This is a genomic window from Microbacterium sp. AC215 (assembly GCF_979258645.1).
The window spans coordinates 1789089-1812347 of the sequence record NZ_OZ409869.1 but is presented as its reverse complement, the minus strand read 5'-3'; the positions used below and the strand labels follow the sequence as shown (position 1 = coordinate 1812347).

Genomic DNA, 23259 nt, shown 5'->3' with positions numbered 1-23259 from the left:
GGCCCGACGCAGCGATGCGCCGGGCCCGCGCCGTCTGCTGTGCTGTTCGGCGATCGAGTCGGAGGGCGCAGCAGATGTTTCGGAATCATCTGCCGTTGTGAAGGGGAGGGGCGTCGATGAGCATCGCAATCGACTTCGATGGAGTGTTCGCTGAGCTGAAGCGGATCCTGCGTGAGCTGCAGGAGTTCCCCAGCCCGTCCGAGGTGGCGGTCTCGGAGGGAGGGTCGTCGAAGGCCACCGTCGACTTCCGGCGGGCCGTGGCCGATGCCGCGCAGTCGATGGGAGACGCCACGGCGCGGACCATCGCCAAGATCCAGGACACCCACGACGTGATTCGCGCCGCCGTGATGCAGATCGCCGAGCAGGACGCGTCGCTCGCCGACGAGACGAAGCTGATCGTGTCGCTGCTGGACTCGGCCGTTGCCCAGGGCGACGGCGACACCGCGACATCGACAGGCGCTGGGACCGGCGCGACGGGTGGGGGCTCAGCCGGAGTCCAGGCATCTGCACCGACGTCTACGGGTGCCGATGAGCCCGAAGAGGCCGACTACTGATGAGACGCACTCGCCGCGGAGTGATCGCGGCGGTCGGCGCTATGGCGCTGGCCGCCGCGATCGCGGTGCCCTGGAGCGCGACAGCGGCCGCCGCATCGGGTCTGTGGTGGTTCGATCGCGGCAAGGTCCAAGAGGCGCACGATGCGGGCTTCGACGGGGCGGGAATCAAGATCGCCGTGATCGACAGTCAGATCAACCCCGACGTGGTCGGGCTCCGCGGGGCGAACGTCACCGTCGATGACTCCTCGTACTGCTTCGACGCGACCGGCCAGCCGTATCCGGCGGTCTCTGCCGAGTACGGCAAGTCCTCTCACGGCACCCAGGTGGTCTCGATGATCGCCGGAACCGGCGAGGCTCCGGCCGGGGGCGCCCCGGTCAAGGGTGTGGCGCCGGGGGCAGAGGTGGTCTTCTACAGCACCGGCGTCCTCGACGGCGTCATCGGCGAAGACGGCGGCGATGCGGAGTGCCTCCAGGAGAACGGCGAGGAGCTGGGCGACGACGGTCGTTTCGCTCTCGACCGCGCGATCTCGGACGCCGCGGCAGATGGCGCCGACATCATCTCGATCTCCTCCGGAAGCAGCATCAACATGCGGCAGGGTCTCGCCGACGCCTATGCCTCCGACGCGGTCGTCGTCGCCGGCATGTCGAACGAGGACGGGATCAGCCTGTGGCCCGCGGGGCTCAACGGAGTCGTCGCGGTGCAGGCCTTCGGTGAGGACGGCAAGATCCAGACCGGAACGAACGGCAAGCCGAACCTGGCGGAGGACGTCGTCGTCGCCGCACCCGGGGTCGGGCTCCTCCTGCAGGGGACCCCGGATTCCTGGGACGCCCAGCAGATCGGGTCGGGAACGTCGTTCTCGACGCCTATCGTCGCGGGCTTCCTCGCGATGGTCAAGCAGAAGTACCCGGATGCGACAGCAGGGCAGCTGATCCAGAGCCTGATCCACAACACGGGCACCAAGGGCGAGCACGAGCCGGAGTGGAACGACAGCACCGGGTATGGAGCGGCCTCCCTCACGGGGATGCTCGCGGTCGACCCGTCGAAATATCCTGACGTGAATCCGCTCTTCGACACCGAGGACACGTACGCGCAGCCGTCTCTCGGCGACGTGAACGAGGCGAAGGCGGCGCTCGGAGGCGGCGCGCAGACACCCGTCCCGACGGACGGGCCGGTCGCCGAGCAACCCGATCAGCAGGCATCGCCGATCACTCCCTGGCTCATCGGCGGAGGGATCGTCCTCCTGCTGCTGGTGATCGGCGGGATCATCCTCGCGATCGTACTGACACGCTCCTCACGACGAGACACCACCGAACAAGGGGGAAACCATGGCCGGTAAGCAGATGGGCCCGGGCGGGTACGAGGCGGAACTGAACCGCATCCGGCAGCTCGACGACTCGATCATCCCGCGGCTCTCCGCCGTGACGAATGCGTTCACCTCACTGGAGCGAGCGCTCTCGGCCGTGCGCCTCTCCGAGTTCTGGGAGGGCGAGTCCGCCAAGGGGGCGACCGCTGACATCGACGAGATCCGGTCGAAGGTATCGGCCATTCTCAGACTCGTCGAGGCCGTGGACTCCGCGGTCGTCGAAGGCAACTCGGCTCGACGCGAGATCGCGGCCGCCGAACTCCCGTCGGCATCGATCGACCCCTTCTGGGCGAACGCTGCCAAGGGCGCGTCCTTGGTGGTGCACCCGGTCCTCGGTCCGCTCGCGGCGGACAAGGCTCTGGACGCCATCGGCGACTTCCTCGGCAACCAGCGGGAGGATGCCGCGCGCGAGGTCGTTCAGAAGGTCGAGGCGTCGCTGACGGAGCCGACGAACAAGCTGGCTCAGGCGGCCCGCGCGATGAACGAGGTGGACTACCGGTCGTCGAAGGCCCCGTCCGGTTCTGACGAGCCGATCCCGGGCACGCAGATCGACGCCCCGAGGATCGGATCCCCGGGGATCGGCGGCGGCCCGTCCGGGTACACGCCCGGTGGCGGTGGATACCAGACCGGTGGCGGTGGAGGCGGGGTCGGCGAGTATGTCCCGCCGACGCCGACGGACCCGACCGTCCCCGAGTACCTGCCTGACCCCACCTATCCGACGATTCCCGATGGTCCCGGAGACTGGGAGTACGACCCCGACGGACCGGGAGGCCTCGGTGATACCGGCGGCGATGACCCGACGGTCGACTTCCCCGGCGGCGGCGTGCTGCCGGGAGGCACCGGCGGCGGCGGTTCAGGAACCGGAGGCGGGTATCCGTTGCACCCCGGTTCGACGCTCCCCGGCGGAGTCATCGGTGGGGGCAGCGGCATCGGCGGCATCGTGGGCGGCGGCGCAGGAGCCGCGGCCATCGCTGCGGGATCCAAGATCGCCGGTATCGGCAGCATGGGCACCCTCGGCGGATCGGCACTCGGAGGCTCGTCCGGCGCCGGCCAGAGAGGCAGTGGCGGCCTGCTGGGCAAGTCCGCCGTCGGCGGAGTGGGTGCGCGCGGCGCGGGTGGATTCGGCTCAGGTGTCGGTGGCGCTGGCGGCGTCGGTGGCGCTGGCGGTGTCGGCGGTGTCGGCGGAGCAGGCGGTGCGGCGGGCTCGTCCGGCGCAGCAGGCTCCGGCATGCGTCCGGGTATGGGAATGATGGGCGGCGCGGGAGGCGCCGACGAGGAGGAGAAGGCCAAGCGCTCCGGTCTCGGTGGTCCGATCGCTCCCAAGCTCGAAGACGACGAGGAGCGCGGTCCGCGTGCCAAGGGCGCGCAGGCGGGCTCCCGCGACGAGCACGCGGACTGATCAGGATCACCGCGGCGGGCGTGGACGGCGGATGCCGTCCACGACCCGCACGCGTGCATGGTCGGTGGTCGGTCACGCCGCGGAGTGAGCAGCCGCACACGGTCGATAGGGTTCAGGTATGTCAGTCGAAACGGTAGAACGGCGTCGGATCGTTCTTCAGAGCGAGGACCGTCGTTTCGACCTCTCGCTTCCCTTCGACGAGACCCTCGATGACGCGCTCGTCCTCAGCGGACTGTCGACGGCCGATCGCTTCGCGACGATCGGTCCCGGCGGATTCGAGATCCCCGGCGACACCGAATGCGAGGACCTCATCGACGGAGGCCTCTACGCGCTGATCGACCGCACGGCACTCGCGCCGCAGGCGCGAGCCACGGGCGCGCCGGAGCGGCCTTCGCGCGCGGACCACGGCGCCCGATGGTGGATGCTCGGCGTCAGCGGACTGCTGCTCGTCGCGGTCTTCGCCCAGGGGGCCGGAGATCCGCTGCTCAGGCTCCTGATCGGTCTCCTCCTCGTGGTCGGCGCCGTGAGCGGTGCCGTCGCATGGTCGCGCCGGGACTCCGCAGCGGGGGTGCGCGGCATCCTCGGCGTCCTCGCGCCTGTCCTCCTGTCGTTCTCGGCCGGAGCGCTCCTGATCCCGGCTCAGCTCGACGCGAGTGCGCACCTCTCTGCCGCATCCGGGTTCCTCGCCGCGGGCATCACCACTTCGGTCATCGCCGTCTCTGCCCGAGCCCGTCCGATGCGCGCGGCCGCCGGAACGGCGACGGTGCTCCTCGTGGGTCTCGCGGCGGTCTGGGGGCTCTCGCTGCTGCTGCGATGGGGCCCCGCCGAGGCCGCAGCAATCTCTCTCGGACTCGTGCCGCTCGGGCTGCGCGCACTGCCCAGCAGCCTGGTGAACCTCCCGGAGGGGTACTTCATCGACTACAAGCACTTCATGACCAGCCGGTGGACGGTCCGAGGGGCGATCCCGGAGTCGGTCGGGCTGCTGCGGCCCGAGCGCATCATCGCCGTCGTCGATGACTCCTCGGCCCGGCTCATCGCCGGAACAGCAGTGCTCAGCGTCGTCGCCGCGCTCATGGCTCCTCTCGCCTTCCTGCGCCCGTGGCCGGACGACCCCTTCGTGATCTCGGGTGGCATCGCACTCCTCGTCTGCGTCGCGCTCGCACTCCTCCTGACCCCTCGGCACACGACATCGCGCATCCTCCGCTGGCTCCCGCGTGCGGCGGCAGCGGTGGTGTCGGTGGTCGCCGGGCTGCAGGCGGCCGCAGCGCTGGGCTCCGGCTTCCAGGTGCTCGGCGCCGCCGTGCTGTTCGCGGTGGGCCTCGCGGCGGTCGCCGTGATCATCCCCGTCTCCCGCGGTGCGAGCTCGCTCATCTGGTCGCGCTTCGGTGACGCCTTCGAATGGCTCGCCGTCGCCCTCGCCCTTCCCGCGGCGCTGCTCTACGCGAATGTGCTGTCCCTCGTTCGTGGAATGATGGCCGGATGAGCGGGAACGGTGAACCACAGTCCTGGCCGGGCGGTGGAGCTATCCCGCCCGTCCAGCCCGGACCCGGCCAGCTCGGGGAGGTCCCTGCGCTCCCGCCGGCGCTGATCGCCGCGGCCCCCGGTGTCGACGGCGCGCCCCTCCGGTCCGCATCCGCGCCTCCCAGCCCCACTCCGATCGTCTCGACACGCGCCAGGACGAGACGACCCGAAGACGGGCTCGGTCCGGCTTTCGTCGGCTCGCCCGCGGGGACCGGGGCGCGGATCGCCGCCTTCACGCTCGACAGCGCCGCCGTCATCCTCGCCGCGTCCATCGTCCTCATCACCACTCGCAGCATGCTGCTGGCCGGCCTCACGGTCGCCGAGCTCGCGATCTTCCTGTGCGTGCTCGAAGCGCGCACAGGACTCACCCTGGGCAACGCCGTGCTGCGTCTGCGCGCGTCTCGCGGCGACCGGCCGTACTCGCCCGGCGTGGGGCGCCAGTTCGTGCGGGGGATCATCACCGGCGCCGGCTTCCTCGTCGCGGTCGGCAGCTGGGTCGTCGTCGCCTCGAGCGCATGGGACCGTGGCGGACGTCGTCAATCGTGGGCCGATCGCGTGGCCGGCACGGTCGTCGTCGCCGTCCCGCCTCGGGCGCCCGCCGATGCGCCGCAGGAGGCGACGGTCGCCGAGGTCGCCACTCCGCTCGCTCCTCCGCAGGTCGTGCCTCTCGGTGCCCATCCGTCCGTCGTCGACGAGGACTCCGAGCCCACCGACGCCCGCGCGGCCTCGCACCGCACCGAGAAGCCCGCCCCCGCGGCCCAGGGTGACGACAAGCCGCTCTTCACCGTCGCCCCGGCGGCTGCGCAGCATTCCGATGCTCCGACTCCGGCATCCGAGTCCGGGGCGCTGCTCCTGATCTTCGACACCGGCCAGCGCGTGCAGCTGGGGCTCCCTCTGGCGGCGAACATCGGTCGCGCGCCGGTGGCGAGTGTGCACGACGATCGCCTGGTGACCGTGACCGACCCCGACTCCTCGGTGTCGAAGACGCACCTCCGGCTCGAGCACTCGCGCGGCAGAACCTGGGTGACCGATTTCGGCTCCACCAACGGGTCCGACATCCGATCCGACGACGGGCAGACGACCGAGCTCGTCGCCGGCGAGCGCGTTCTGCTCGACGATGCCGACCGGGTGCGCATCGGCAATCGCAGCTTCACCATCAGCCTCCTGCTGGCCACCGACAGCAGCGCCGGAGAGAGAGCATGACAGGACCCCGTCTCGCGCCGCCCCGAGTTCCCTCCGGAAAGCTCCCCGTCCAGGCGCCGCCCGAGCTGCAGCCCAATGACGGCGGTATGGGAATCCTCGGATCCCTCCTGCCGATGCTGGGCAGCGTGGGCGCGATCGTCATGGTCACGATGTCGAACCAGTCGGTGACCGGACTGCTCACCGGCGGGATGTTCCTGCTGTCGTCGCTCGGCTTCGTGGCGGTGAACGGATGGCGTCAGCGATCCCAGCGGCAGGCCGCGACGCTCGGCTCGCGCCGTGAGTATCTCGCCTACCTGACCGAGCTGCGTCAGACCGTGCGGGTCGCGGCTCGCCAGCAGCGCCGTGCCGCGAACTGGCACCTCCCCGCACCGTCGGCGCTGCCGTACATCGCGGAAGAGCGCACCAGGGTGTGGGAACGCGGGATGAACGACCCCGACTTCCTGACGGTACGTGTCGGCACGAGCGACCAGCCGCTGTGCATCTCGCTCGAGGCACCGGAGCTGCCGCCGCTCGCCCAGCTCGACCCGGTCGCCGCCTCTGCCGCGCACCGCTTCATGCTGACGCACGAGATCCAGAAGAACCTCTCGCTCGGCATCACGCTGCGCGACTACGCCCGTGTCGAGATCACGGGAGACGAGACCGAGTCCCGCGGCCTCGCGCGCGCCATCCTGCTGCACCTCGCGACGATGCACGATCCCGACACGGTGCAGGTCGTCATCGCGGCGGACGCGGCGGTGCTCCCGCAGTGGGAGTGGGCGAAGTGGATGCCGCACACGCACTCGCGCACGGTCAGGGACGGACTCGGCGCTGCGCGCATGATCGGATCTCAGCTGTCGGAGCTCGAGGAGATGCTTCCGGCCGAGGTCAGGGAGCGGTCGCGTTTCGCGCGTGACGGATCCGGTGCCAAGGTGCCGCACATCGTCATCCTGACCGATGGGGTCAGCACCTCCTTCAACGACGCGCTCGTCAGCGGCGACGGCGTGCAGGGTGTGACCGTGATCGACCTCCCCTCGCGGTGGGGCGATCTCGACGATCCGAACGCCCTGCGCATCGCGTTCGAGCCGGGGGACAAGGGTCGCCGAGCCGAGCTGGTCAGCCTGCAGGTGCCTGCGCGTCCGTTCGAAGCCGACTCGATCAGCATCGTCGAGGCCGAGGCGACAGCGCGTCGACTCATCGCCCTCTACGCGGGTGGCACGACCATCGCGAAGAAGAAGAGCGCGACCGATCAGGCGGAGCTCGTCGAGCTGCTCGGCCTTCCCGACGTCCGCGATCTCGATCTCGATGCCGCGTGGGCCCCGCGTCTCGAGCGCGACCGTCTCCGGGTGCCCATCGGGCAGACCGAAGACGGCAGCCCTCTGATCCTCGACATCAAGGAATCGGCCCAGCAGGGCATGGGCCCGCACGGCCTCATCATCGGTGCGACGGGTTCGGGCAAGTCCGAGGTCCTCCGCACGCTCGTGCTCGCGCTGGCGATGACGCATTCTCCCGAGCAGCTCAACTTCGTGCTGGTCGACTTCAAGGGTGGTGCCACCTTCGCCGGTATGGCGGACATGCCCCACGTCTCGGCGATCATCACTAACCTCGGCGAGGAGATCTCGCTCGTCGACCGTATGCAGGATGCGCTGCAAGGCGAGATGGTCCGCCGTCAGGAGCTGCTGCGGGCGACGGGGCCCTTCGCCAACGTCGCAGACTACGAGAAGGCCCGCCGTGGCGGACGCACGGACCTCGCTCCGCTTCCCGCTCTGCTCATCGTCGCCGACGAGTTCTCGGAGCTGCTGTCGGCGAAGCCGGAGTTCGTCGACACGTTCGTCAACATCGGTCGCCTCGGACGTTCGCTCCAAGTGCACCTGCTGCTCTCCTCGCAGCGCCTGGAGGAGGGCAAGCTGCGCGGTCTCGACACGCACCTGTCGTACCGGATCGGCCTCCGCACGTTCTCAGCCGCCGAGTCGCGCACCGTGCTCGGAGTTCCTGACGCGTACCACCTGCCCACTCAGCCCGGTGCCGGAATCCTGAAGTCCGACACCGAGACGATGACGCAGTTCCGCGCCGCCTATGTGTCCGGGCCCCCGCCCCGCCGTCGGCGCCGCGCGACATCGGGCTCTGCGCAGAGCACCGGGTCGACAGCGGTCGAGCTCTTCACCGCAGCACCCGTGTGGCGGGCCGAGACGCCCGTCGACGAGCCTGAGGTCGTCGTCGACGCCGAGCCCGAAGAGAAGCGCAACACGTTCGAGATCGCCGTCGAGACGATGAGTGGCCGAGGACCGGCCGCCCATCAGGTGTGGCTCCCGCCGCTCGAGACGCCCGCGACGCTCGACCAGCTTTTCGGCGACCTCGTCGAAGACCCCGCCCTCGGTCTCATCTCCCCGCGCTGGCGGGGCGCCGGCGCACTCACCGTGCCGCTGGGAATCGTCGACGTGCCGCTCGAACAGCGACGCGAGAACCTCGCGATCTCGCTCGGAGGGGCGGCCGGTCACATGGCGATCGTGGGCGCTCCGCTCAGCGGCAAGAGCACCCTCGCCCGCACCACGTTGGTCGCGCTGGCGCTCACGCACACTCCGCAGGAGGTGCAGTTCTTCGTCATCGACTTCGGCGGCGGCAGCTTCACCGGCCTGCAGCGGTTCACGCACATCAGCGGGGTGGCCACGCGTTCGGAACCCGACATCGTGCGTCGCACGGTGGCGGAGGTCACGGGCCTGCTCAACGCCCGCGAGGTGTACTTCCGTCAGAACGGCATCGACTCGATCGACACCTACCGCCAGCGCCGCGCCCAGGGACTCGCCGACGACGGCTACGGCGACATCTTCCTCCTGGTCGACGGCTGGGGAACCCTGCGTGCCGAGTTCGAGATGCTCGAACCGCAGATCCAGGCGATCGCCGCGCGCGGCCTCACCTACGGTGTGCACATCGTCATCACGGCGTCGCGCTGGATGGAGGTCCGAGCCAACATCAAGGACCTCATCGGCACCCGCATCGAGCTGCGCCTCGGCGATCCGACCGACTCCGAGGTCAACCGCAAGGCCGCCGAGAACGTCACGTCGATCCCGGGCCGCGGACTCAACGAGAACGGCCTGCAGATGCTGACCGCACTGCCGCGCATCGACGGTGTCGATGACGCCTCCTCGCTGGCCGACGGCATCGACGACCTGGTCACCCGGGTGGCATCAGCGTGGCACGGCCCCGCGGGTCCGAAGCTTCGTCTGCTGCCGTCGCGCATCAGCCACGCCGATCTGCGAGCGGTCGCCGCCGCCGCTTCGACCGACGGCTCGGAACCCCGCGAGATCCTGCTGGGAATCGACGAGGCCAACCTGGCCCCGTTCTCGATCGATCCGCTCGACGAGCCTCTGCTCTACCTCTACGGCGACGCCGACTCGGGCAAGTCGTCGATGCTCCGTGGCGTCGTGCATGAGATCACGCGTCTCTACGGCCCGACGGAGGCGAAGATCTTCGTCGTCGACTATCGCCGAGCACTGCTGGGCGAGATCCCGCAGGAGTATCTCGGCGCCTACCTCACGTCGCACGAGATGACCGAGGGCGGGATGAGCGAGCTCGCGCAGTTCTTCCAGAGCCGCATCCCCGGCGCCGATGTCACACCCGACCAGCTGCGCTCCCGGTCGTGGTGGAAGGGCGCCGAAGGTTTCGTGCTGATCGACGACTACGACCTCGTGGCGACGTCGCAGGGCAATCCGGTCGCTGTGCTCGCGCCTCTGCTCGCGCAGGCCGCCGACCTCGGGCTCCACGTGATCCTCACGCGTCGCACCGGCGGAGCCAGCCGCGCGGCCTACGATCCGATCATCCAGCGGATGACCGACCTGGGTGCCACCGGCATCCTGCTCTCGGGAAACCCCGAGGAGGGTCAGCTGATCGGCAAGGTCAAGGCGATCCCGGCCATTCCGGGGCGTGCCCAGATCGTCAGCCGAGACCGCGGGCTGGTCGCCGCCCAGCTGCTGTGGGTGCCGCCGAGCTACCAGTAGGACCGAGAGAGAGGCCGTCATGACCTTCGAACCCCTAACGCCGTCTCAGCCGATGGTGCCGCCCGTGCTGTATCTGCCATTGAGCGTGACGTCGACTCCGGAGGCGCAGCTCGTCGAGATCAGGGAGCTGAAGGACGGGCGGCTCGCTCTCCTCGCATACACGGCGCTCGACCGGCTGCTGACGCTTGCGGGCGAACGGCAGCCGTGGATCCTGGTGCGCACCGAGGACCTCGCGGAGATCAAGCGCGCGCAGCCGTACGACGTCGTGATCTTCGATCTCGATGTGCCCGCGTCGTATCGACGGGACGGGGCGATCGCATGACTCGCATCGCGATGGACCCGGAGGTCATGGCCGTCCACGCGAGCATGCATGAGGAGGCCGTGGAGGCGATCGAAGGCAAGCTCGCCGCCATTCCGACCGCCGTCGACGGTGGCCTCGCTTCCGATGCGGTGGCGGCGATCATGATGCGGGTCGGTGACGGCGTCGACGCGCTGTACCGGATCAACGGCACGCTCGGAGAGATCGTCCGTGCCATCGCACAGGATTCCGCGACGAACGAGCAGGACGTGATCGATCAGCTCACCCCGGTCGCGACGATCGTCGAGGACCTCTGATGACGATCGACACGACCACCCATGGTGACGCCGCGCAGGTGCGGGCGGCTGCGGAGTGGCTCGATCCCGGTCTGAAAGACGCGGCCGACGGGTCGTCCCGCACGACGAGCTTCATCCCCACGGGCGTGCGATCGCACTGGTATGGCGAATCGGCTGACGACTACGTCACCATCCTGTCGCGAACCACGGACGCGGCGGACGAGATCGCAGGGTTGGCGCGCGACGCGGCGGAGAAGCTGCGCTCGTACGCCGGCCAGCTGGAGCGGATGAAGGAGGACTTCGCCGCGCATCGGGAGAAGGCCCGCGGCGAGGGGCTCCCCGTGAACGGAATGGTGATCGGTCGGCCGGTCTCCCTGATTCCCGTGTGTCCTGCGACCCGCGACGATCCGTACTGGGATGAGTGGCAGCAGCACCTCGACCGCATCGACCTGTACAACAAGATCGCCGAGGACGTCGGTTCGTGGTGGGGCGAGCTCGAAGTCTGGATCAGCGAGAATCTCGACGGCTTCCTCGATGGGCTCCCGACGCAGTCCACCGCACAGAAGATCCTCGCCGGGCTCCACGAGGCGGGCGGTGAGGCTCCGAAGCTCTACCTCGAAGGGCAGGCGCTCGCGTGGAAGACGACGGCGACCGACCTTGTCTCCCACGCGGAGGATCTCCGCCTCGGGGCCTCCGACTTCGTGCGCGAGCTGCGGTCCGGGAACCCGGCTGTGAAGGCGGCTGCGGAGGCGGCCAACCCCGGCGGAATGCGCTGGGCGGCGGACGAGGCGGAAGACCTCGCTCGGCGACTCTCCCGAGCGAGCAAGGCGCTGCCGGTCGTGGGTTGGGGCATCGACATCTGGAACCTGGGTTCCGACATGTCCACAGGTGACGACCCCTCCTCCACTGCTGTGGAGATCGGCGGCGGTGTCGTCGGCGGCATCGCTGCCACCGCCGGCGTCGCGGCTCTCGCCGCGGCGGGTGTAATCACCCTGCCGGTCTGGGGCACTGCGGTCGTCGTCGGCGGGGCTGCGGTGGCAGTGGGCGCCGGCGCTGTCTGGGCGTACGAGAGCTGGGTGCCGCAGGACGTGCGGGAGTCCATCGATGCAGGGATGGAGAACGCATGGGACGCGACCACGGACTTCGCCGAGGACGCGTGGGAGAACACCACCGATTTCGTCGGCGACGTCGGTGACGGCGTCGGGAAGGCGTGGAAGGGTCTGTTCGGGTGATGGGGCAGGAGAAGACCGCGGAGACCGTCTGGGTTCCCGGCCATGCCGGATGGCAGGGCCAGAAGGGGTCGACGACGGGGCTGGTGGTGCTCGGCGTCGTGCTCACGGCAGCAGTCGTCTTCTATGCGGTCACACTGCTGGCTGACCCCGCCCCGGCCATGATGCTCCTCGGATCGGGGGTCGTGCTGGCGGTCGGCGTCGCGGCGTGGCTGTTGACCGCTCATCTCCGGATCGAACGGGTGAGGGTCGTACGGGTTGCGGTCGACGGATCGACGGTCGTGTTCGGCGGTGCGGCGGAGGTCGTCTGGCCGCTGCGCGCGTTCGTCGCAGCCGGAGCGCTGCTCCTCGCCGGATGGGCGTGGAGCATCTTCACCGTTCCTGCCGAACGGATGACGATACTGACTCTGCTGGGCGTGCCGGTGATCGGGCTGATCCTGCTCACCGTCGGCGTGCGCTCGTGGTTCCGTCCTCTCGACGGCCATCGCCTCACCCTGCGTCGTGACGGGGTCGAGCTGCGGATTCCACGCAACCGCGTGAATGCGGCCTGGGATGAGATCTCGGCTGCATCGTTGGAGGGCGATCGCGTGGTCGTCCGTACGACGACGACGCGTCCATCCTCGTGGGCGACGCGCGATCTCGCGAGTGATCCGGTGATCCTCGCGGAACTGGTCTCCTTCTACGGGAAACGCCCCGAGGCCCGCGCCGAGATCGGAGCGGGAACTCTCGCTCGACTTCGCTCGGGAGACTTCTGAGCGCGAGACGTGTGAACCCGCGACCTCAGCGCGTGGCGTCGGCCAGATGACGGGCGTCGTGACTCAGCACCTTGACGATGATGCCGTGGCGACGCAGCTCCTTGGCGGTACGTGCGCCCTCTTCGGAGTCGCGGCCGAGAGCGTTGATGTTCGCCACGACCAGGACGTCACCGGGCTTCAGCGTGCTGATCAATCGCGACAGCCGATCGCTCCAGCTCTCGAGGATGTCGGGAGCGGGGTGCCGGAATCCTTCGATCGGCACCCCGAAACGCGTGAGATCGTCGCGCTGCTCGACCACCGAGGGCATGCCCTCGCGGGAGACCACGAGCCCGACCAGACGTGAACCGTCCGGGCGTGCGAGCCAGAAGTCGCGATTCTGCTGCAGTTCTGTGAAGCACTTGGGGCACTCCGCAGCCGCGTGCGGCAGATGCAGCGGGCTCGTCAGGGCCTCGTCGACGGATGCCGTCGCCTTCATGGGATCGATCGTCTCGCTCATCGCGCACCTCCGGCATCCATTCTGCCCTGCGCGGAGCCGGAGCGGTGACCTTTCAGAGCAGCCCGAGGGCTGTGACCGCGTCCCGTTCCTCGACGAGCTCGGCCACCGAGGCGTCGATGCGCGTGCGGGCCCACTCGCTGACCTCGAGCCCCTCGACGATCTGCCATTCTCCGTCGACCGACCGCACGGGGAACGACGAGATCAGGCCGGCGGGCACGCCGTACTCGCCATGTGAGACCACGCCGGCCGAGGTCCAGTCGTCGGTGCCGCGCACCCAGTCGCGCACATGCTCGATCGTGGCGTTCGCGGCGGAGGCGACGGACGATGAGCCGCGCACCTCGATGATCTCGGCACCTCGCTTCGCGACCCGGGGGATGAAGGTCTGCTCGAGCCACGTGGGCACATCGCCGACGATGGCCTCGAGCGCATCCGCGACGGGCCTGCCGCCGACGGTCGCGTGCGAGACGTCGGGGAACTGCGTCGCGGAGTGATTGCCCCAGATCGGCACACGTCGCACGGTGTCGACCGGCACAGCGAGCGTCTGTGCCAGCTGGGCTCTGGCGCGATTCTCGTCGAGCCGGGTGAGCGCCGCGAATCGCTCGGCCGGAACGCCGTCCGCCGAGGCCGACGCGATCAGCGCGTTCGTGTTCGCCGGGTTGCCGACCACCGTGACCCGCACGCCATCCGCGGCATGGGCGGCGATAGCGGCACCCTGGGGACCGAAGATGCCGGCGTTGGCCGCGAGCAGGTCTCCGCGCTCCATGCCCGGCCCGCGCGGTCTCGCGCCGACGAGCAGAGCGAGATCGCACCCGTCGAAGCCGACGGCCGGGTCGTCCGTGACCTCGACGTGCTCGAGCAGTCCGAAGGCGCCGTCCTGCAGTTCGAGGGCCGCACCCTCGGCGGCGCCGAGCCCCTGAGGGATCTCCAGCAGCCGCAGCCGTACCTTCTCGTCGGGGCCCAGCAGGTCTCCCGCGGCGATCCTGAAGAGCAGTGCGTAGCCGATCTGTCCGCCCGCACCCGTGAGCGTGATGGTGGTCGTCATGCCTCGAGCCTACGACGGTGCGAGCCCGTGGTGCAGAGTACCCTCGTGGCATGACCTTCAACCCTGACGCAGACGTCTCCGGCAACACGGCCCGCCGACGTGGCCGTGGTGCCGTCGTAGCCGGAGCGGGCGGCGTCGGCCTGCTCGGCATCATCGCCCTGATCGCCGGACCCCTGCTCGGCATCGATCTGACCGGCCTCCTGGGCGGCGGCACGACCGGTGGCGGGACGGAGCCGCAGGGGGGCAGTGTGATCGAGAACTGCCAGACCGGCGAGGATGCCAACGAGAACGTCGACTGCCGTGTCGCCGCATCCCAGCTCGCGCTCGACGGCTACTGGGAGGACTACATCGATCCGTATCGGCCGCCGCAGCTGATCGTGGTCGATGGAGCGACCTCGACCGCCTGCGGCACCGCGTCGAACGCGGTCGGTCCCTTCTACTGCCCGCCGGATGAGACGGTCTACATCGACCCCACGTTCTTCGATCTGATGGAGCAGCAGTTCGGAGCATCCGCCGGCAACCTCGCCCAGCTGTACATCGTCGGGCACGAGTGGGGACACCACATCCAGTACATCACCGGCGTCATGGACAGGTACCCGAACAACGGCACGGGGCCGGACAGCAACGGCGTGCGCGTCGAGCTGCAGGCCGACTGCTATGCGGGTGCGTGGATCGGGCAGATGACGAAGGAGAAGGACCCCGACGGGGTTCCTTACCTCCTGCCGCCGACCGAGGCGGAGCTCGAGGACGCCCTTAACGCCGCGAACACCGTCGGCGACGACAACATCCAGCAGCAGTCGTCCGGCACCGTCAATCCCGAGAGCTTCACGCACGGCACGAGTGTGCAGCGCAAGGCCTGGTTCGCCCAGGGATACACCAACGGTCTGGACGTCTGTGAGCAGCCGCTGACCGTGTCCGGCGGAGAGCTGTAGGCAGGCGCGATGGACCTGGACGCGCTGTACCCGCCCATCGAGCCCCATGAGACGGGCGAGCTGCTCGTCGGTGACGGACACCGCATGTACTGGGAGGTCAGCGGGAACCCCGAGGGCAAGCCCGTGGTCTTCCTCCACGGCGGACCGGGCAGTGGCACCTCGCCCTGGCAGCGACGATTCTTCGACCCGGATGTCTACCGCATCGTGCTGCTCGACCAGAGGGGCTGCGGGCGCAGCACCCCGCACGCGAGTGCGCCGGACGCCGACCTCCGCTTCGTCACCACCGCGCACCTGATCGCCGACATCGAGCTGCTGCGCAAGAACCTCGGCGTCGAGCAGTGGCAGGTGTTCGGGGGATCGTGGGGTAGCGCGCTCGCACTCGCCTATGCGCAGGCTCATCCGGATGCCGTCAGCGAGCTGATCCTGCGAGGCATCTTCACCCTTCGGCGCGCAGAGCTCGAATGGTTCTACGAGGGCGGGGCCGCCGCGCTGTTCCCCGACCTGTGGGAGGAGTTCATCGCTCCGATTCCGGTGCTCGAGCGCTCGCACATGATCGAGGCCTACCACCGGCGTCTGTTCGACGCCGACCCTGCGGTGCATGGTCCGGCGGCGGTGGCCTGGTCACGGTGGGAGGCGTCGACCGTGACCCTTCGCCCGGACGCCGCGCAGATCGAGGCGATGTCAGACCCGGACACGGCTATCGCCTTCGCCCGGATCGAGAATCACTTCTTCGTGAATCGCGGATGGTGGAGCGAGGGTCAGCTGATCGACGGTGTCGACGGCATCCGCCAAATCCCGACGGTCATCGTGCAGGGACGCCACGACGTGTGCACGCCGATGATGACGGCGTGGGATCTGCACGTGGCCTGGCCGGAGGCGGAGTTCGTCGTGGTCGACGACGCGGGTCACTCGGCGACGGAGCCCGGCATCCAGCGAGCGCTGCGTGCCGCGACCGACCGCTTCTCGGCCTGACGGCTCGCGGCCGCAGGGAGCGCGTCAGGCGCGCAGAGCCGCAGTCAGCGTCTTCACCAGCCGGATCAGACCGCCGTCGGCGCGGAATCGCGTGAGCCCTTCGCTGACCGTCGCCCCCGTGCGCGCGGAGACGAACCACGGCGGCTTCGGGAGGATGCTGAGGCGTCCGCCGCCATTCGCCACCGGGAGCGACCGGGGGAAGGGACGGAACGGTCCGCGGATCACCGAGCGCTCGACGCGGTCGAGAAGGAGCGCGTTGTGGACCACTCCGATGCCGCTGCCGACGTCGGCGATCGTGCTGCCGGGGAATGCTCCCCAGGTCATCGTCGGGGTGATGAAGCCGAAGGCGGTCCAGCCGTTGATCGCGATAGACCCGTAGCGCAGGGCAGCGATGGCACGGTCGAATCCGGCGCCGAGGGCCTTCTCGGTCGACGGCTCGATGAGCAGGTTCGCCCCGAGGGTCCCCTGCAGCCGGTCATTCGCATAGGCCACCGCCGAGTCGAGGAACTCCTGACCGGTTCCGGCGAGCGAGACGACGCCCAGCACCGGGGCGAAGTACTCGGTGCTCTGCAGCGCCGTGGCGTCGTCGCCCTCGGAGACCTCGACCAGCACCCTGTCGCCGAGCACGAGGGCATCGGGGTACGCGTCGGTCGCGAGGTGCATCCGCGAGGGGGAGCCCGGGTACCAGATCGGTCGTTCCGGAGCGTTCGCATAGGCGCGGCGGAGCGCCGCCCGGAAGTCATCGGCCTGCGCCCAGTCGGAGGACATGATGACGACCTGTCCGGCGATGCAGTTGTGGCCGCTGTTCTGCAGGCGCATGGTGGCGATGTGCTCGGCCTGGTACGTGAGATCGGCGTCGGTCCACTCGCCCGGCACGATGATGATGGGCGATACTCCGCCGAGCTCGGCGGTGATGGGCTTCTTCAGCAGCGGGCGGTCCTCACGGCGTCGCCGGGTGGCGGCAGCTCCGGTGCCCCACACGATCGTGTCGAAGGTCGCGGCCGATCCGGTGATGTGCACGTGCGCGAGGCTGGAATGGCCGGTGAGGTAGGTGCCGACCTCGGGCCCGCCACGGGTGATGCGCAGCAGTCCTGGGCCGATGAGCGGTGCGAGCGCCCGCTTGTAGACGGGCACCAGCGCATCCTGGGTCGGATTGACCTTGAGCAGCGCCGTGCGATTGTGCGCGAGCAGTTCGTAGAGCACGTCGAGCACGGGGATCGAGGTGATGTTGCCGGCGCCGAGCACGAGCCCCACGCCTCCCGATTCCGAGGGTGTGCGCTGGGCCAGTCCGGCCGCGGCGCGTGCGCCGTTCGGGGTCACCCCGGGTTCGAGCCAGACCTCGCCCGTGTAGCCCGAGAGCAGGAACCGATCGAGGCCCGTGAGAGGGAAGGCATGCACGCGGGTGCGTCCACCGGGGGCGCGGTCGATCGTGATCCCGTCGAGCGGATTGGTGCCGTGCGCGAGGCGCGCGAGGGTCTCGATGTAGGCGTCGAGGGCGCCGAGAACGCTGTAGGGACCGCTGAGCCATTCCTCGCCACGCAGCGGATGCCGGGCGTCGAGGCCCTTCGAGGCGGCTGCGGTGTGCGCCCAGTCCTCAGCAGCGGCGGCGACGCTCGAGCGGACGGCCCGCAGGAGCGTGACCCGCTGAGCCAGCGTCAGCGCTGCCCAGGTTCGGGTGCCGGCGTGCAGGTCCTCGATCGCGGTGTCGAGGCGAGTGCGCTCGGCCTCACCCAGCTCGGGGCTCGCCGTCGAAGCGGCGGGCGTTGTCGCAGAAGTCATCGGCGTCTCCTTCGGACGGGATCCCAGCTTATGTCGCGTACTCCGGTCGGGTGTCGATGTCGGCGCGACGCAGACGGTAGCGGCGGAGCGTCAGCAGGCTCGCTGCCATCAGGAACGAGGGGAGGATGCTGAACGCGAGCACGATGCCCGTGATCGCGGCATCCGGTTGTGAGGCTGTGGCACCTGCGACGCTCGACACGTAGCCCGTCGCGGCGAGGGTGAGGGACACAGCGCTCGCTCCGAGCGCGAACCCGATGGTCTCTCCCGCCGTCCACACTCCCGTGAAGGTACCCGCCTGCCCGCGGCCGCTGTGCCGCTCATCGTGCGAGATCACGTCGGGGAGCATCGCCATGGGCAGCGACTGCAGCCCGGCGTAGGCGATGCCCGCCACCGCGATCGAGCCGTACATCCATGCTCCCGGCGTCCAGACCGCGACGACGAGCGATGCGGCGGCGGTCAGGAAGACCCCGCTCGCGATCGCGAACGCCCGCTCCTTGCCCAGGCGTCGCGCCACGATCGTCCAGCCGGGCGTCGCCACCAGGGCGGGACCGACGAGTGCCAGGAAGACCAGCGTGACGGCGTCCTCCGAGCGCAGCACCCAAGTGGCCACGTACTGCGCGCCGGCGAGCATCGTGCCGGTGGCGAGCGCCTGCAGGAGGAACGTGCCGAGCAGTGCGCGGAAGGGCTGGCTGCGACGCAACGTGCGCAGGCCCGCAGCGTACTGCTCACGCAGGCCCACGGGGGCGAGGGCCTTCGGTCGGTCAGCCGCGGCCATGCTCCGCGCGGCCGCATCGGCTGTCCGCGATGCGATGAGCATGCCGATGCCGATGACCACACCGGCGACCACGCCCATCAGCAGGTATCCCGTGACGGGGTCGGCGGTCGCCCGTCTCAACTCGGGTCCACCGGCGCCGAAGAGCAGGATGGATGCGGTGAGCACGACCACGCGCCACCCGAGCAGGCGGGTGCGCTCGTCGTACCCCGACGTCAACTCGGCGGGCAGCGCGACGTAGGGCACCTGGAACAGGCTGAATGACGTCGCGGTGGCGAGGAACGCGAGCAGCACGCACACCGCGCCGGCGAGGGGCCCCCACGACGACGGCACCGCGAAAGTCAACGCGAAGAACACGGGGAGTGTCAGAGCGCCGACGACCATGAGTCCGCGACGCGAACCGGTCTTCGCGTACTGGCGGTCCGAGGCTGCGCCGATCAGGGGGTCGATGATGACGTCCCAGATCTTCGCCGCGGTCACGATGAGACCGGCCGCGAGTGCGGCGACGCCGAGATTGTCGGTCAGGAAGTACGTCAGCACGAGCCCGGGCAGCGTGGCATAGCCGCCTGTGCCGAGCGAGCCGATCGCGTACAGGGCGACCGTGCGAACGGGCAGGCGGACGGACGCTCGTTCGGGCCGAGCCGCGGTGCTCATCGCGCCAGTGTATCGGTGCGCGACGAGGCCGCTTCAGGTCAGATCAGGGAGAGTTCGCGGAGCTTCGACTCGACGTCCGCGTTCGACGGCTCGACGTGGTGCGAGGAGTCGGGGTAGACCACGACGGGGATGTTCGTGCGACCGGAGATCTCCTTCGCGACGTCGGCCGCGGAGGGGTCGGCGACGAGGTCGACATAGGTGTACTCCACGCCGAGGGAGTCGAGTTGCTTCTTGGTGCGGATGCAGTCGCGGCACCAATCGGCACCGAACATCGTGATGGCGGAGTCTGCAGGAGAAGTCATGTATCCAGCGTAGAGCCGCTCGGCTGGGCAGGCGCCGAGACGGCGGATGCGGCGATGCGACTGATCCGCCATTGATAGATAAGGGTACCCTTACCTATACTCGGGCGTATGAACAGCGCATGCGAGCACCTCGAGGATCCGGACTGGGAGAACATCGAGGGAGTCGTGCTGATCGCGGGTGATTCGACCGATGCCGGGGCCATCGCTGCCATCGCCGCTCGCATGCCGTGGGATGCCGAGGGGGTCATCCTCATCGAGGCGGCCGCTCGCATCCAGTTCCGCCACATCGACGTGCCCGAGGGAGTGTCCGTGCGGTGGCTGCTGCGCGGTGACGGTGCCCGTCAGCATGCGAAAGGCGAGCGCCTCGCGAACGCGGTGCACTCCTGGTGCGTCGAGTGGACGTGCGCGGAGCCGGCGCTGCAATGGACGGTCTGGCTCGGTGCGCACACGCCGCCGCACGTCGCACGGATGGCGCGCAGCCTGCTCGGCGTCGCGAACTGACTGACGGCAGGGTCCGGCCCGGGCCCGCCCCGCCGTCAGTCAGGGGCAGTCAGCGCGTCGCGAGCGCAGGAGCGCCGCCGACGGTCGCGCCTGCGCTGATCGCATCGAGCGCACGACGCAGCGACGAGCTCGACGTGTGCGCGGTGTACGGGAAGTACACGACCTCGACGCCGACCTCCCCGAACTCCCTCTCGAGCCGCAGGCCCTTCTCGGTGCCCCGCCAGTCGTCGCCCTTGAAGAAGTGCGTGAACTGCACGTCTCGCCACGAATCCATCTTCGACGGCGTGGTCTCGACGTACACATCATCGACGAACGAGATGTGACGGACGATCTCCGCCCGCTCAACGGTCGGGATGACGGGCTCGATGCCCTTCACCTGCCGCAGCATCTCATCGCTGACGACACCGGCGACGAGAATGTCGCAGTGCTGCTTGGCGTGACGAAGAAGGTTGAGATGCCCGACGTGAAACAGGTCGAAAGCACCCACGGCATAGCCGATGCGCGTCCCCATGATCTCCCCAGATCAGTATTTCCCCAGAGGCGGATCCCCATCCGCCCAGCGACTCCCACAGCCGCATCCCGTCACTCTAGCAGGTCGCGGTTTCCCGACGCATAGGAACACATGGAACTATGGAGTCCGCAGTGATGCCGGTACAGGCGAAGGGGGCGGACAGTGGGGACAGCGGTCACCGTCATCGTGCCGACCTTCAACGAACGCGACAACGTCGCTGAACTGGTGGCCCGCACCGCGCTCGCGCTCGCCGCGTACGACGCCGAGATCCTGTTCGTCGACGACAGCACAGACAGCACGGCCGCCGAGGTCGAGCGGGTGGCAGCCGATGCTCCGCTGCCCGTGCGCGTGATCCACCGGGCCGACAACACCGGTGGGCTCGGGGGAGCGGTCGTCGTCGGGCTGGAGGCCGCACAGCACGATCTCTGCATCGTCATGGACGGCGACCTGCAGCATCCGCCCGAGCTGCTTCCCGTTCTCCTGGGAAGGCACGGCGAAGGCGGCGCCGATCTCGTCGCCGCCTCGAGATACATCGGCGGCGGCGACACGAGCGGCTTGGGAACGGCGGTCCGCTTCGGTGTCTCCAGGGCGGCCACCTGGCTGACACGGGCGATGTTCCCGATCCGTCTCGCCCGCAGCACCGATCCGATGACCGGGTTCTTCCTCGTCGACCGGTCGCGTCTGGACCTGGCAGCCCTCAAGCCGCAGGGATTCAAGATCCTCCTCGAGATCCTCGCTCGCACGGACCTCCGCATCGCCGAGGTGCCGATGGAGTTCGGCGAGCGTCGTCACGGGACCTCCAAAGCGAGCCTGCGTCAGGGAGCGACCTTCGTGGCGCACCTGGCCAGACTCCGATTCGGCAAGATGTCGCTCTTCGCGATCATCGGAGTGATCGGCGCGGCCGCGAACCTGGGGATCATGTGGCTGCTCACCGCCGCAGGTGTTCCTTATATATGGGCCGCGATCATCGGCGCCGAGGTCACGATCATCGGCAACTTCCTCCTGCAGGAGCGGTTCGTCTTCGCAGACATGCGCACGGACGCACGCGGACTGGGCGGCCGATTCGCCGCGTCGTTCACCTTCAACAACGTCGAAGCCGCACTGCGGATCCCCGTGATGGCGCTCATGGTCGAGACCTGGCATATCTCCAGCGTGCTCGCGACGGGGCTGTCGCTCATCGTCGCCTTCTTCGCGCGATTCCTCTTCCACTCCCTCGTGGTCTACGCGCCGCAGCGGCGGGCGAAGGAGGCGACGGAGGACGGGGAGCCGAAGCCGGACACGGCGACGCTGCGCATCATACGGGCGATCGATGCCGAGGCGATGAAGCCCGGCGAGCTCTGAGCCGAAGAGCGTACGACCGGGGCCGCCGGTGCTGCGGATGGCCGCGCTCCGACGCCGGGATCGAGCGACGTCGATGGCGTGCGAGGATGTCAGGCGGGGAGGCGACATGAAGCGCAAGGCACTGGGGGCCGTGATCGCGCAGGCGGCGCAGGCGGGTATCGGTCTGCTCCTGCAGATCCTCGTCGCCCGACTGCTCGGCATCGAGGAGTACGGCCGATTCGCGATCCTGTACGGGGTGGTGATCGTCGCCACCGCTGTCGTCACCGGCCTGGTCGGCGATTCCCTCGTGGTGCTCGACCGCTCGCAGCGCCCGATCAGGGCAGGCCTCGAGGCGATGCTGCTCGCATCATCCGCGGTGCTGGCGGTCGGCTCCTTCCTGATCGCCTGGCTCACCGGATTCTCTGACGCAGGGGAATCCGCGCTGTTCGCACTTGCTCTCGCCGCGTTCGCGGTCGAGGAGATCGTCCGGCGGATGCTGATCGCGCATCTGTTGTTCATCCGCACCGCGATCACCGACGTCGCAGGATTCATCGTCGCGCTCGCCATCATCCTCACGGTGCATGTCACGGGCACCCTGACACTCGCCGCCTTCCTCGGCGGCATCGCCGCGGGACAGATCGTCGCGACGTTCGTCGGCTGGTTCCTGTCACCTCGGAGCGACAGGCGTCTCGTGGGCCTCCGTGGTGCGGACATGGCCGCGGTCTGGCGGTATGGAATGTGGCGTGGGCTTCAGCAGGTGCTGCGCCCGAGCCTGTTCACCGTGCTGCGTCTGCTGGTGCTCGCCGGCGCCGGGCTCACCGCCGTCGGTCTGCTCGAGGCCGCTCGCACCTACACCTCTCCGCTGATCCTCGTGATAGGCGGGCTCTCGTCCTTCCTCTTCGTGCGCTTCGCCGACCAGCACAAGGCAGGCGGAAGCGGATCCGTACGCGAGGCCGACCGTGTCGTGGTCTTCCTGCTCGCAGGCACGGTGGTGATGAGCGCGATCGCCGTGGTGCTCATCCCGTGGGTGAGTCCGCTCCTGTTCGATGTCGAGGTCGACCCGCTTGCTGTGATCGCATGGCTGGCCTACGGAATGTCCGTCGCTGTCGTGACCCCGTACGGGGCGTTGGGGGCGGTCGCCGGTCGCCAGGTAGCGGTATTCGTGATCCGTCTCTCCGACACGATCCTCGCGATCGTGGCCGTGATCGTGATGATCGCGCTGGGTGCGCAACCGTCGACGCTGCCGTTCGCGCTCGCCGTCGCATCACTGCTCGGGGGTCTGGGCCTGCGTTGGCTGGTCGTCGCGGGTCGTGGCCCCGGCAGCCCGCGTGGTGACAGAGCACAGGACCGTGAATGATAGGTTTAGGCCCTGTCTTCGGCTGAGGGGG

Annotated in this window: 21 protein-coding genes; 15 read left to right on the top strand and 6 right to left on the bottom strand. The window is 69.2% G+C overall.

Features of this window, described 5'->3' with window-relative positions; all coding sequences use genetic code 11:
- The first annotated feature begins 116 nt into the window (after positions 1-116).
- The 10 genes from ACZZZF_RS08900 (at position 117) to ACZZZF_RS08855 (ending at position 12590) form a co-directional block, all read left to right on the top strand.
- Complete coding sequence (locus ACZZZF_RS08900; RefSeq protein ID WP_053098672.1) at positions 117-554, top strand: hypothetical protein; 438 nt, start codon at positions 117-119, stop codon at positions 552-554.
- On the top strand, positions 554-1891 hold the full coding sequence (locus ACZZZF_RS08895; protein WP_463498001.1) for a S8 family peptidase: 1338 nt from the start codon (positions 554-556) through the stop codon (positions 1889-1891). Before ACZZZF_RS08900 ends, ACZZZF_RS08895 begins: the two co-directional genes overlap by 1 nt.
- Complete coding sequence (locus ACZZZF_RS08890; RefSeq protein ID WP_463498000.1) at positions 1881-3317, top strand: hypothetical protein; 1437 nt, start codon at positions 1881-1883, stop codon at positions 3315-3317. The genes ACZZZF_RS08895 and ACZZZF_RS08890 overlap by 11 nt, the downstream gene beginning before the upstream one ends.
- 118 nt (positions 3318-3435) lie before the next feature.
- Positions 3436-4800: a hypothetical protein gene (locus ACZZZF_RS08885; RefSeq protein WP_053098675.1), complete on the top strand. Its 1365-nt coding sequence runs from the start codon at positions 3436-3438 to the stop codon at positions 4798-4800.
- Positions 4797-6041: an FHA domain-containing protein gene (locus tag ACZZZF_RS08880; RefSeq protein ID WP_053098676.1), complete on the top strand. Its 1245-nt coding sequence runs from the start codon at positions 4797-4799 to the stop codon at positions 6039-6041. The genes ACZZZF_RS08885 and ACZZZF_RS08880 overlap by 4 nt, the downstream gene beginning before the upstream one ends.
- On the top strand, positions 6038-10012 hold the full coding sequence (eccCa, locus tag ACZZZF_RS08875; RefSeq protein WP_463497999.1) for a type VII secretion protein EccCa: 3975 nt from the start codon (positions 6038-6040) through the stop codon (positions 10010-10012). The genes ACZZZF_RS08880 and eccCa overlap by 4 nt, the downstream gene beginning before the upstream one ends.
- Before the next feature lie 19 nt (positions 10013-10031).
- Complete coding sequence (locus ACZZZF_RS08870; RefSeq protein ID WP_053098678.1) at positions 10032-10334, top strand: SAV_915 family protein; 303 nt, start codon at positions 10032-10034, stop codon at positions 10332-10334.
- Positions 10331-10627, top strand: coding sequence for a hypothetical protein (locus tag ACZZZF_RS08865; protein WP_053098679.1), 297 nt, complete (start codon positions 10331-10333; stop codon positions 10625-10627). The genes ACZZZF_RS08870 and ACZZZF_RS08865 overlap by 4 nt, the downstream gene beginning before the upstream one ends.
- Positions 10627-11838: a hypothetical protein gene (locus tag ACZZZF_RS08860; protein WP_463497997.1), complete on the top strand. Its 1212-nt coding sequence runs from the start codon at positions 10627-10629 to the stop codon at positions 11836-11838. Before ACZZZF_RS08865 ends, ACZZZF_RS08860 begins: the two co-directional genes overlap by 1 nt.
- Positions 11838-12590: a hypothetical protein gene (locus tag ACZZZF_RS08855; protein WP_463497995.1), complete on the top strand. Its 753-nt coding sequence runs from the start codon at positions 11838-11840 to the stop codon at positions 12588-12590. The genes ACZZZF_RS08860 and ACZZZF_RS08855 overlap by 1 nt, the downstream gene beginning before the upstream one ends.
- A gap of 25 nt (positions 12591-12615) precedes the next feature.
- Here the strand turns inward: ACZZZF_RS08855 and ACZZZF_RS08850 are convergent, their stop codons facing one another.
- Positions 12616-13086: a recombinase family protein gene (locus ACZZZF_RS08850; RefSeq protein WP_056276664.1), complete on the bottom strand. Its 471-nt coding sequence runs from the start codon at positions 13084-13086 to the stop codon at positions 12616-12618.
- 52 nt (positions 13087-13138) lie between these two features.
- Positions 13139-14128: a malate dehydrogenase gene (locus ACZZZF_RS08845; protein WP_463497993.1), complete on the bottom strand. Its 990-nt coding sequence runs from the start codon at positions 14126-14128 to the stop codon at positions 13139-13141.
- Positions 14129-14178: 50 nt separating this feature from the next.
- Here ACZZZF_RS08845 and ypfJ point away from each other — a divergent pair, with 50 nt between their 5' ends.
- Positions 14179-15060 (top strand): KPN_02809 family neutral zinc metallopeptidase, encoded by an 882-nt coding sequence (ypfJ, locus tag ACZZZF_RS08840; protein ID WP_056276671.1) that lies wholly within the window; start codon positions 14179-14181, stop codon positions 15058-15060.
- A 9-nt stretch (positions 15061-15069) separates the two neighbouring features.
- A complete protein-coding gene (pip, locus tag ACZZZF_RS08835; protein WP_463497991.1) occupies positions 15070-16032 on the top strand; it encodes a prolyl aminopeptidase in 963 nt (320 codons plus the stop codon).
- A gap of 24 nt (positions 16033-16056) precedes the next feature.
- Here the strand turns inward: pip and ACZZZF_RS08830 are convergent, their stop codons facing one another.
- From ACZZZF_RS08830 to ACZZZF_RS08820, 3 genes are read right to left on the bottom strand one after another with little or no spacing between them, the layout of a single operon-like run.
- Positions 16057-17811 carry an aldehyde dehydrogenase family protein gene (locus ACZZZF_RS08830; protein WP_463497989.1) on the bottom strand — a complete coding sequence of 585 codons (1755 nt, stop codon included), beginning with the start codon at positions 17809-17811 and terminating at the stop codon, positions 16057-16059.
- Between the two features lie 28 nt (positions 17812-17839).
- Entirely contained in the window at positions 17840-19237 is a 1398-nt protein-coding gene (locus tag ACZZZF_RS08825; protein ID WP_463497987.1) for an MFS transporter, read from the bottom strand.
- A 38-nt stretch (positions 19238-19275) separates the two neighbouring features.
- Complete coding sequence (locus tag ACZZZF_RS08820; protein ID WP_053098687.1) at positions 19276-19539, bottom strand: glutaredoxin family protein; 264 nt, start codon at positions 19537-19539, stop codon at positions 19276-19278.
- A 108-nt stretch (positions 19540-19647) separates the two neighbouring features.
- Between ACZZZF_RS08820 and ACZZZF_RS08815 the strand changes: the two genes are divergently transcribed.
- Positions 19648-20040: an SIP domain-containing protein gene (locus tag ACZZZF_RS08815; RefSeq protein WP_056276678.1), complete on the top strand. Its 393-nt coding sequence runs from the start codon at positions 19648-19650 to the stop codon at positions 20038-20040.
- Positions 20041-20089: 49 nt separating this feature from the next.
- Here the strand turns inward: ACZZZF_RS08815 and ACZZZF_RS08810 are convergent, their stop codons facing one another.
- Positions 20090-20551, bottom strand: coding sequence for an FAD synthase family protein (locus tag ACZZZF_RS08810; protein ID WP_053098689.1), 462 nt, complete (start codon positions 20549-20551; stop codon positions 20090-20092).
- Positions 20552-20713: 162 nt separating this feature from the next.
- Here ACZZZF_RS08810 and ACZZZF_RS08805 point away from each other — a divergent pair, with 162 nt between their 5' ends.
- Both ACZZZF_RS08805 and ACZZZF_RS08800 read left to right on the top strand, forming a co-directional pair.
- On the top strand, positions 20714-21892 hold the full coding sequence (locus tag ACZZZF_RS08805; protein ID WP_053098690.1) for a glycosyltransferase: 1179 nt from the start codon (positions 20714-20716) through the stop codon (positions 21890-21892).
- A gap of 106 nt (positions 21893-21998) precedes the next feature.
- Positions 21999-23228 carry a lipopolysaccharide biosynthesis protein gene (locus tag ACZZZF_RS08800; protein WP_463497985.1) on the top strand — a complete coding sequence of 410 codons (1230 nt, stop codon included), beginning with the start codon at positions 21999-22001 and terminating at the stop codon, positions 23226-23228.
- The last annotated feature ends 31 nt before the right edge of the window (positions 23229-23259 follow it).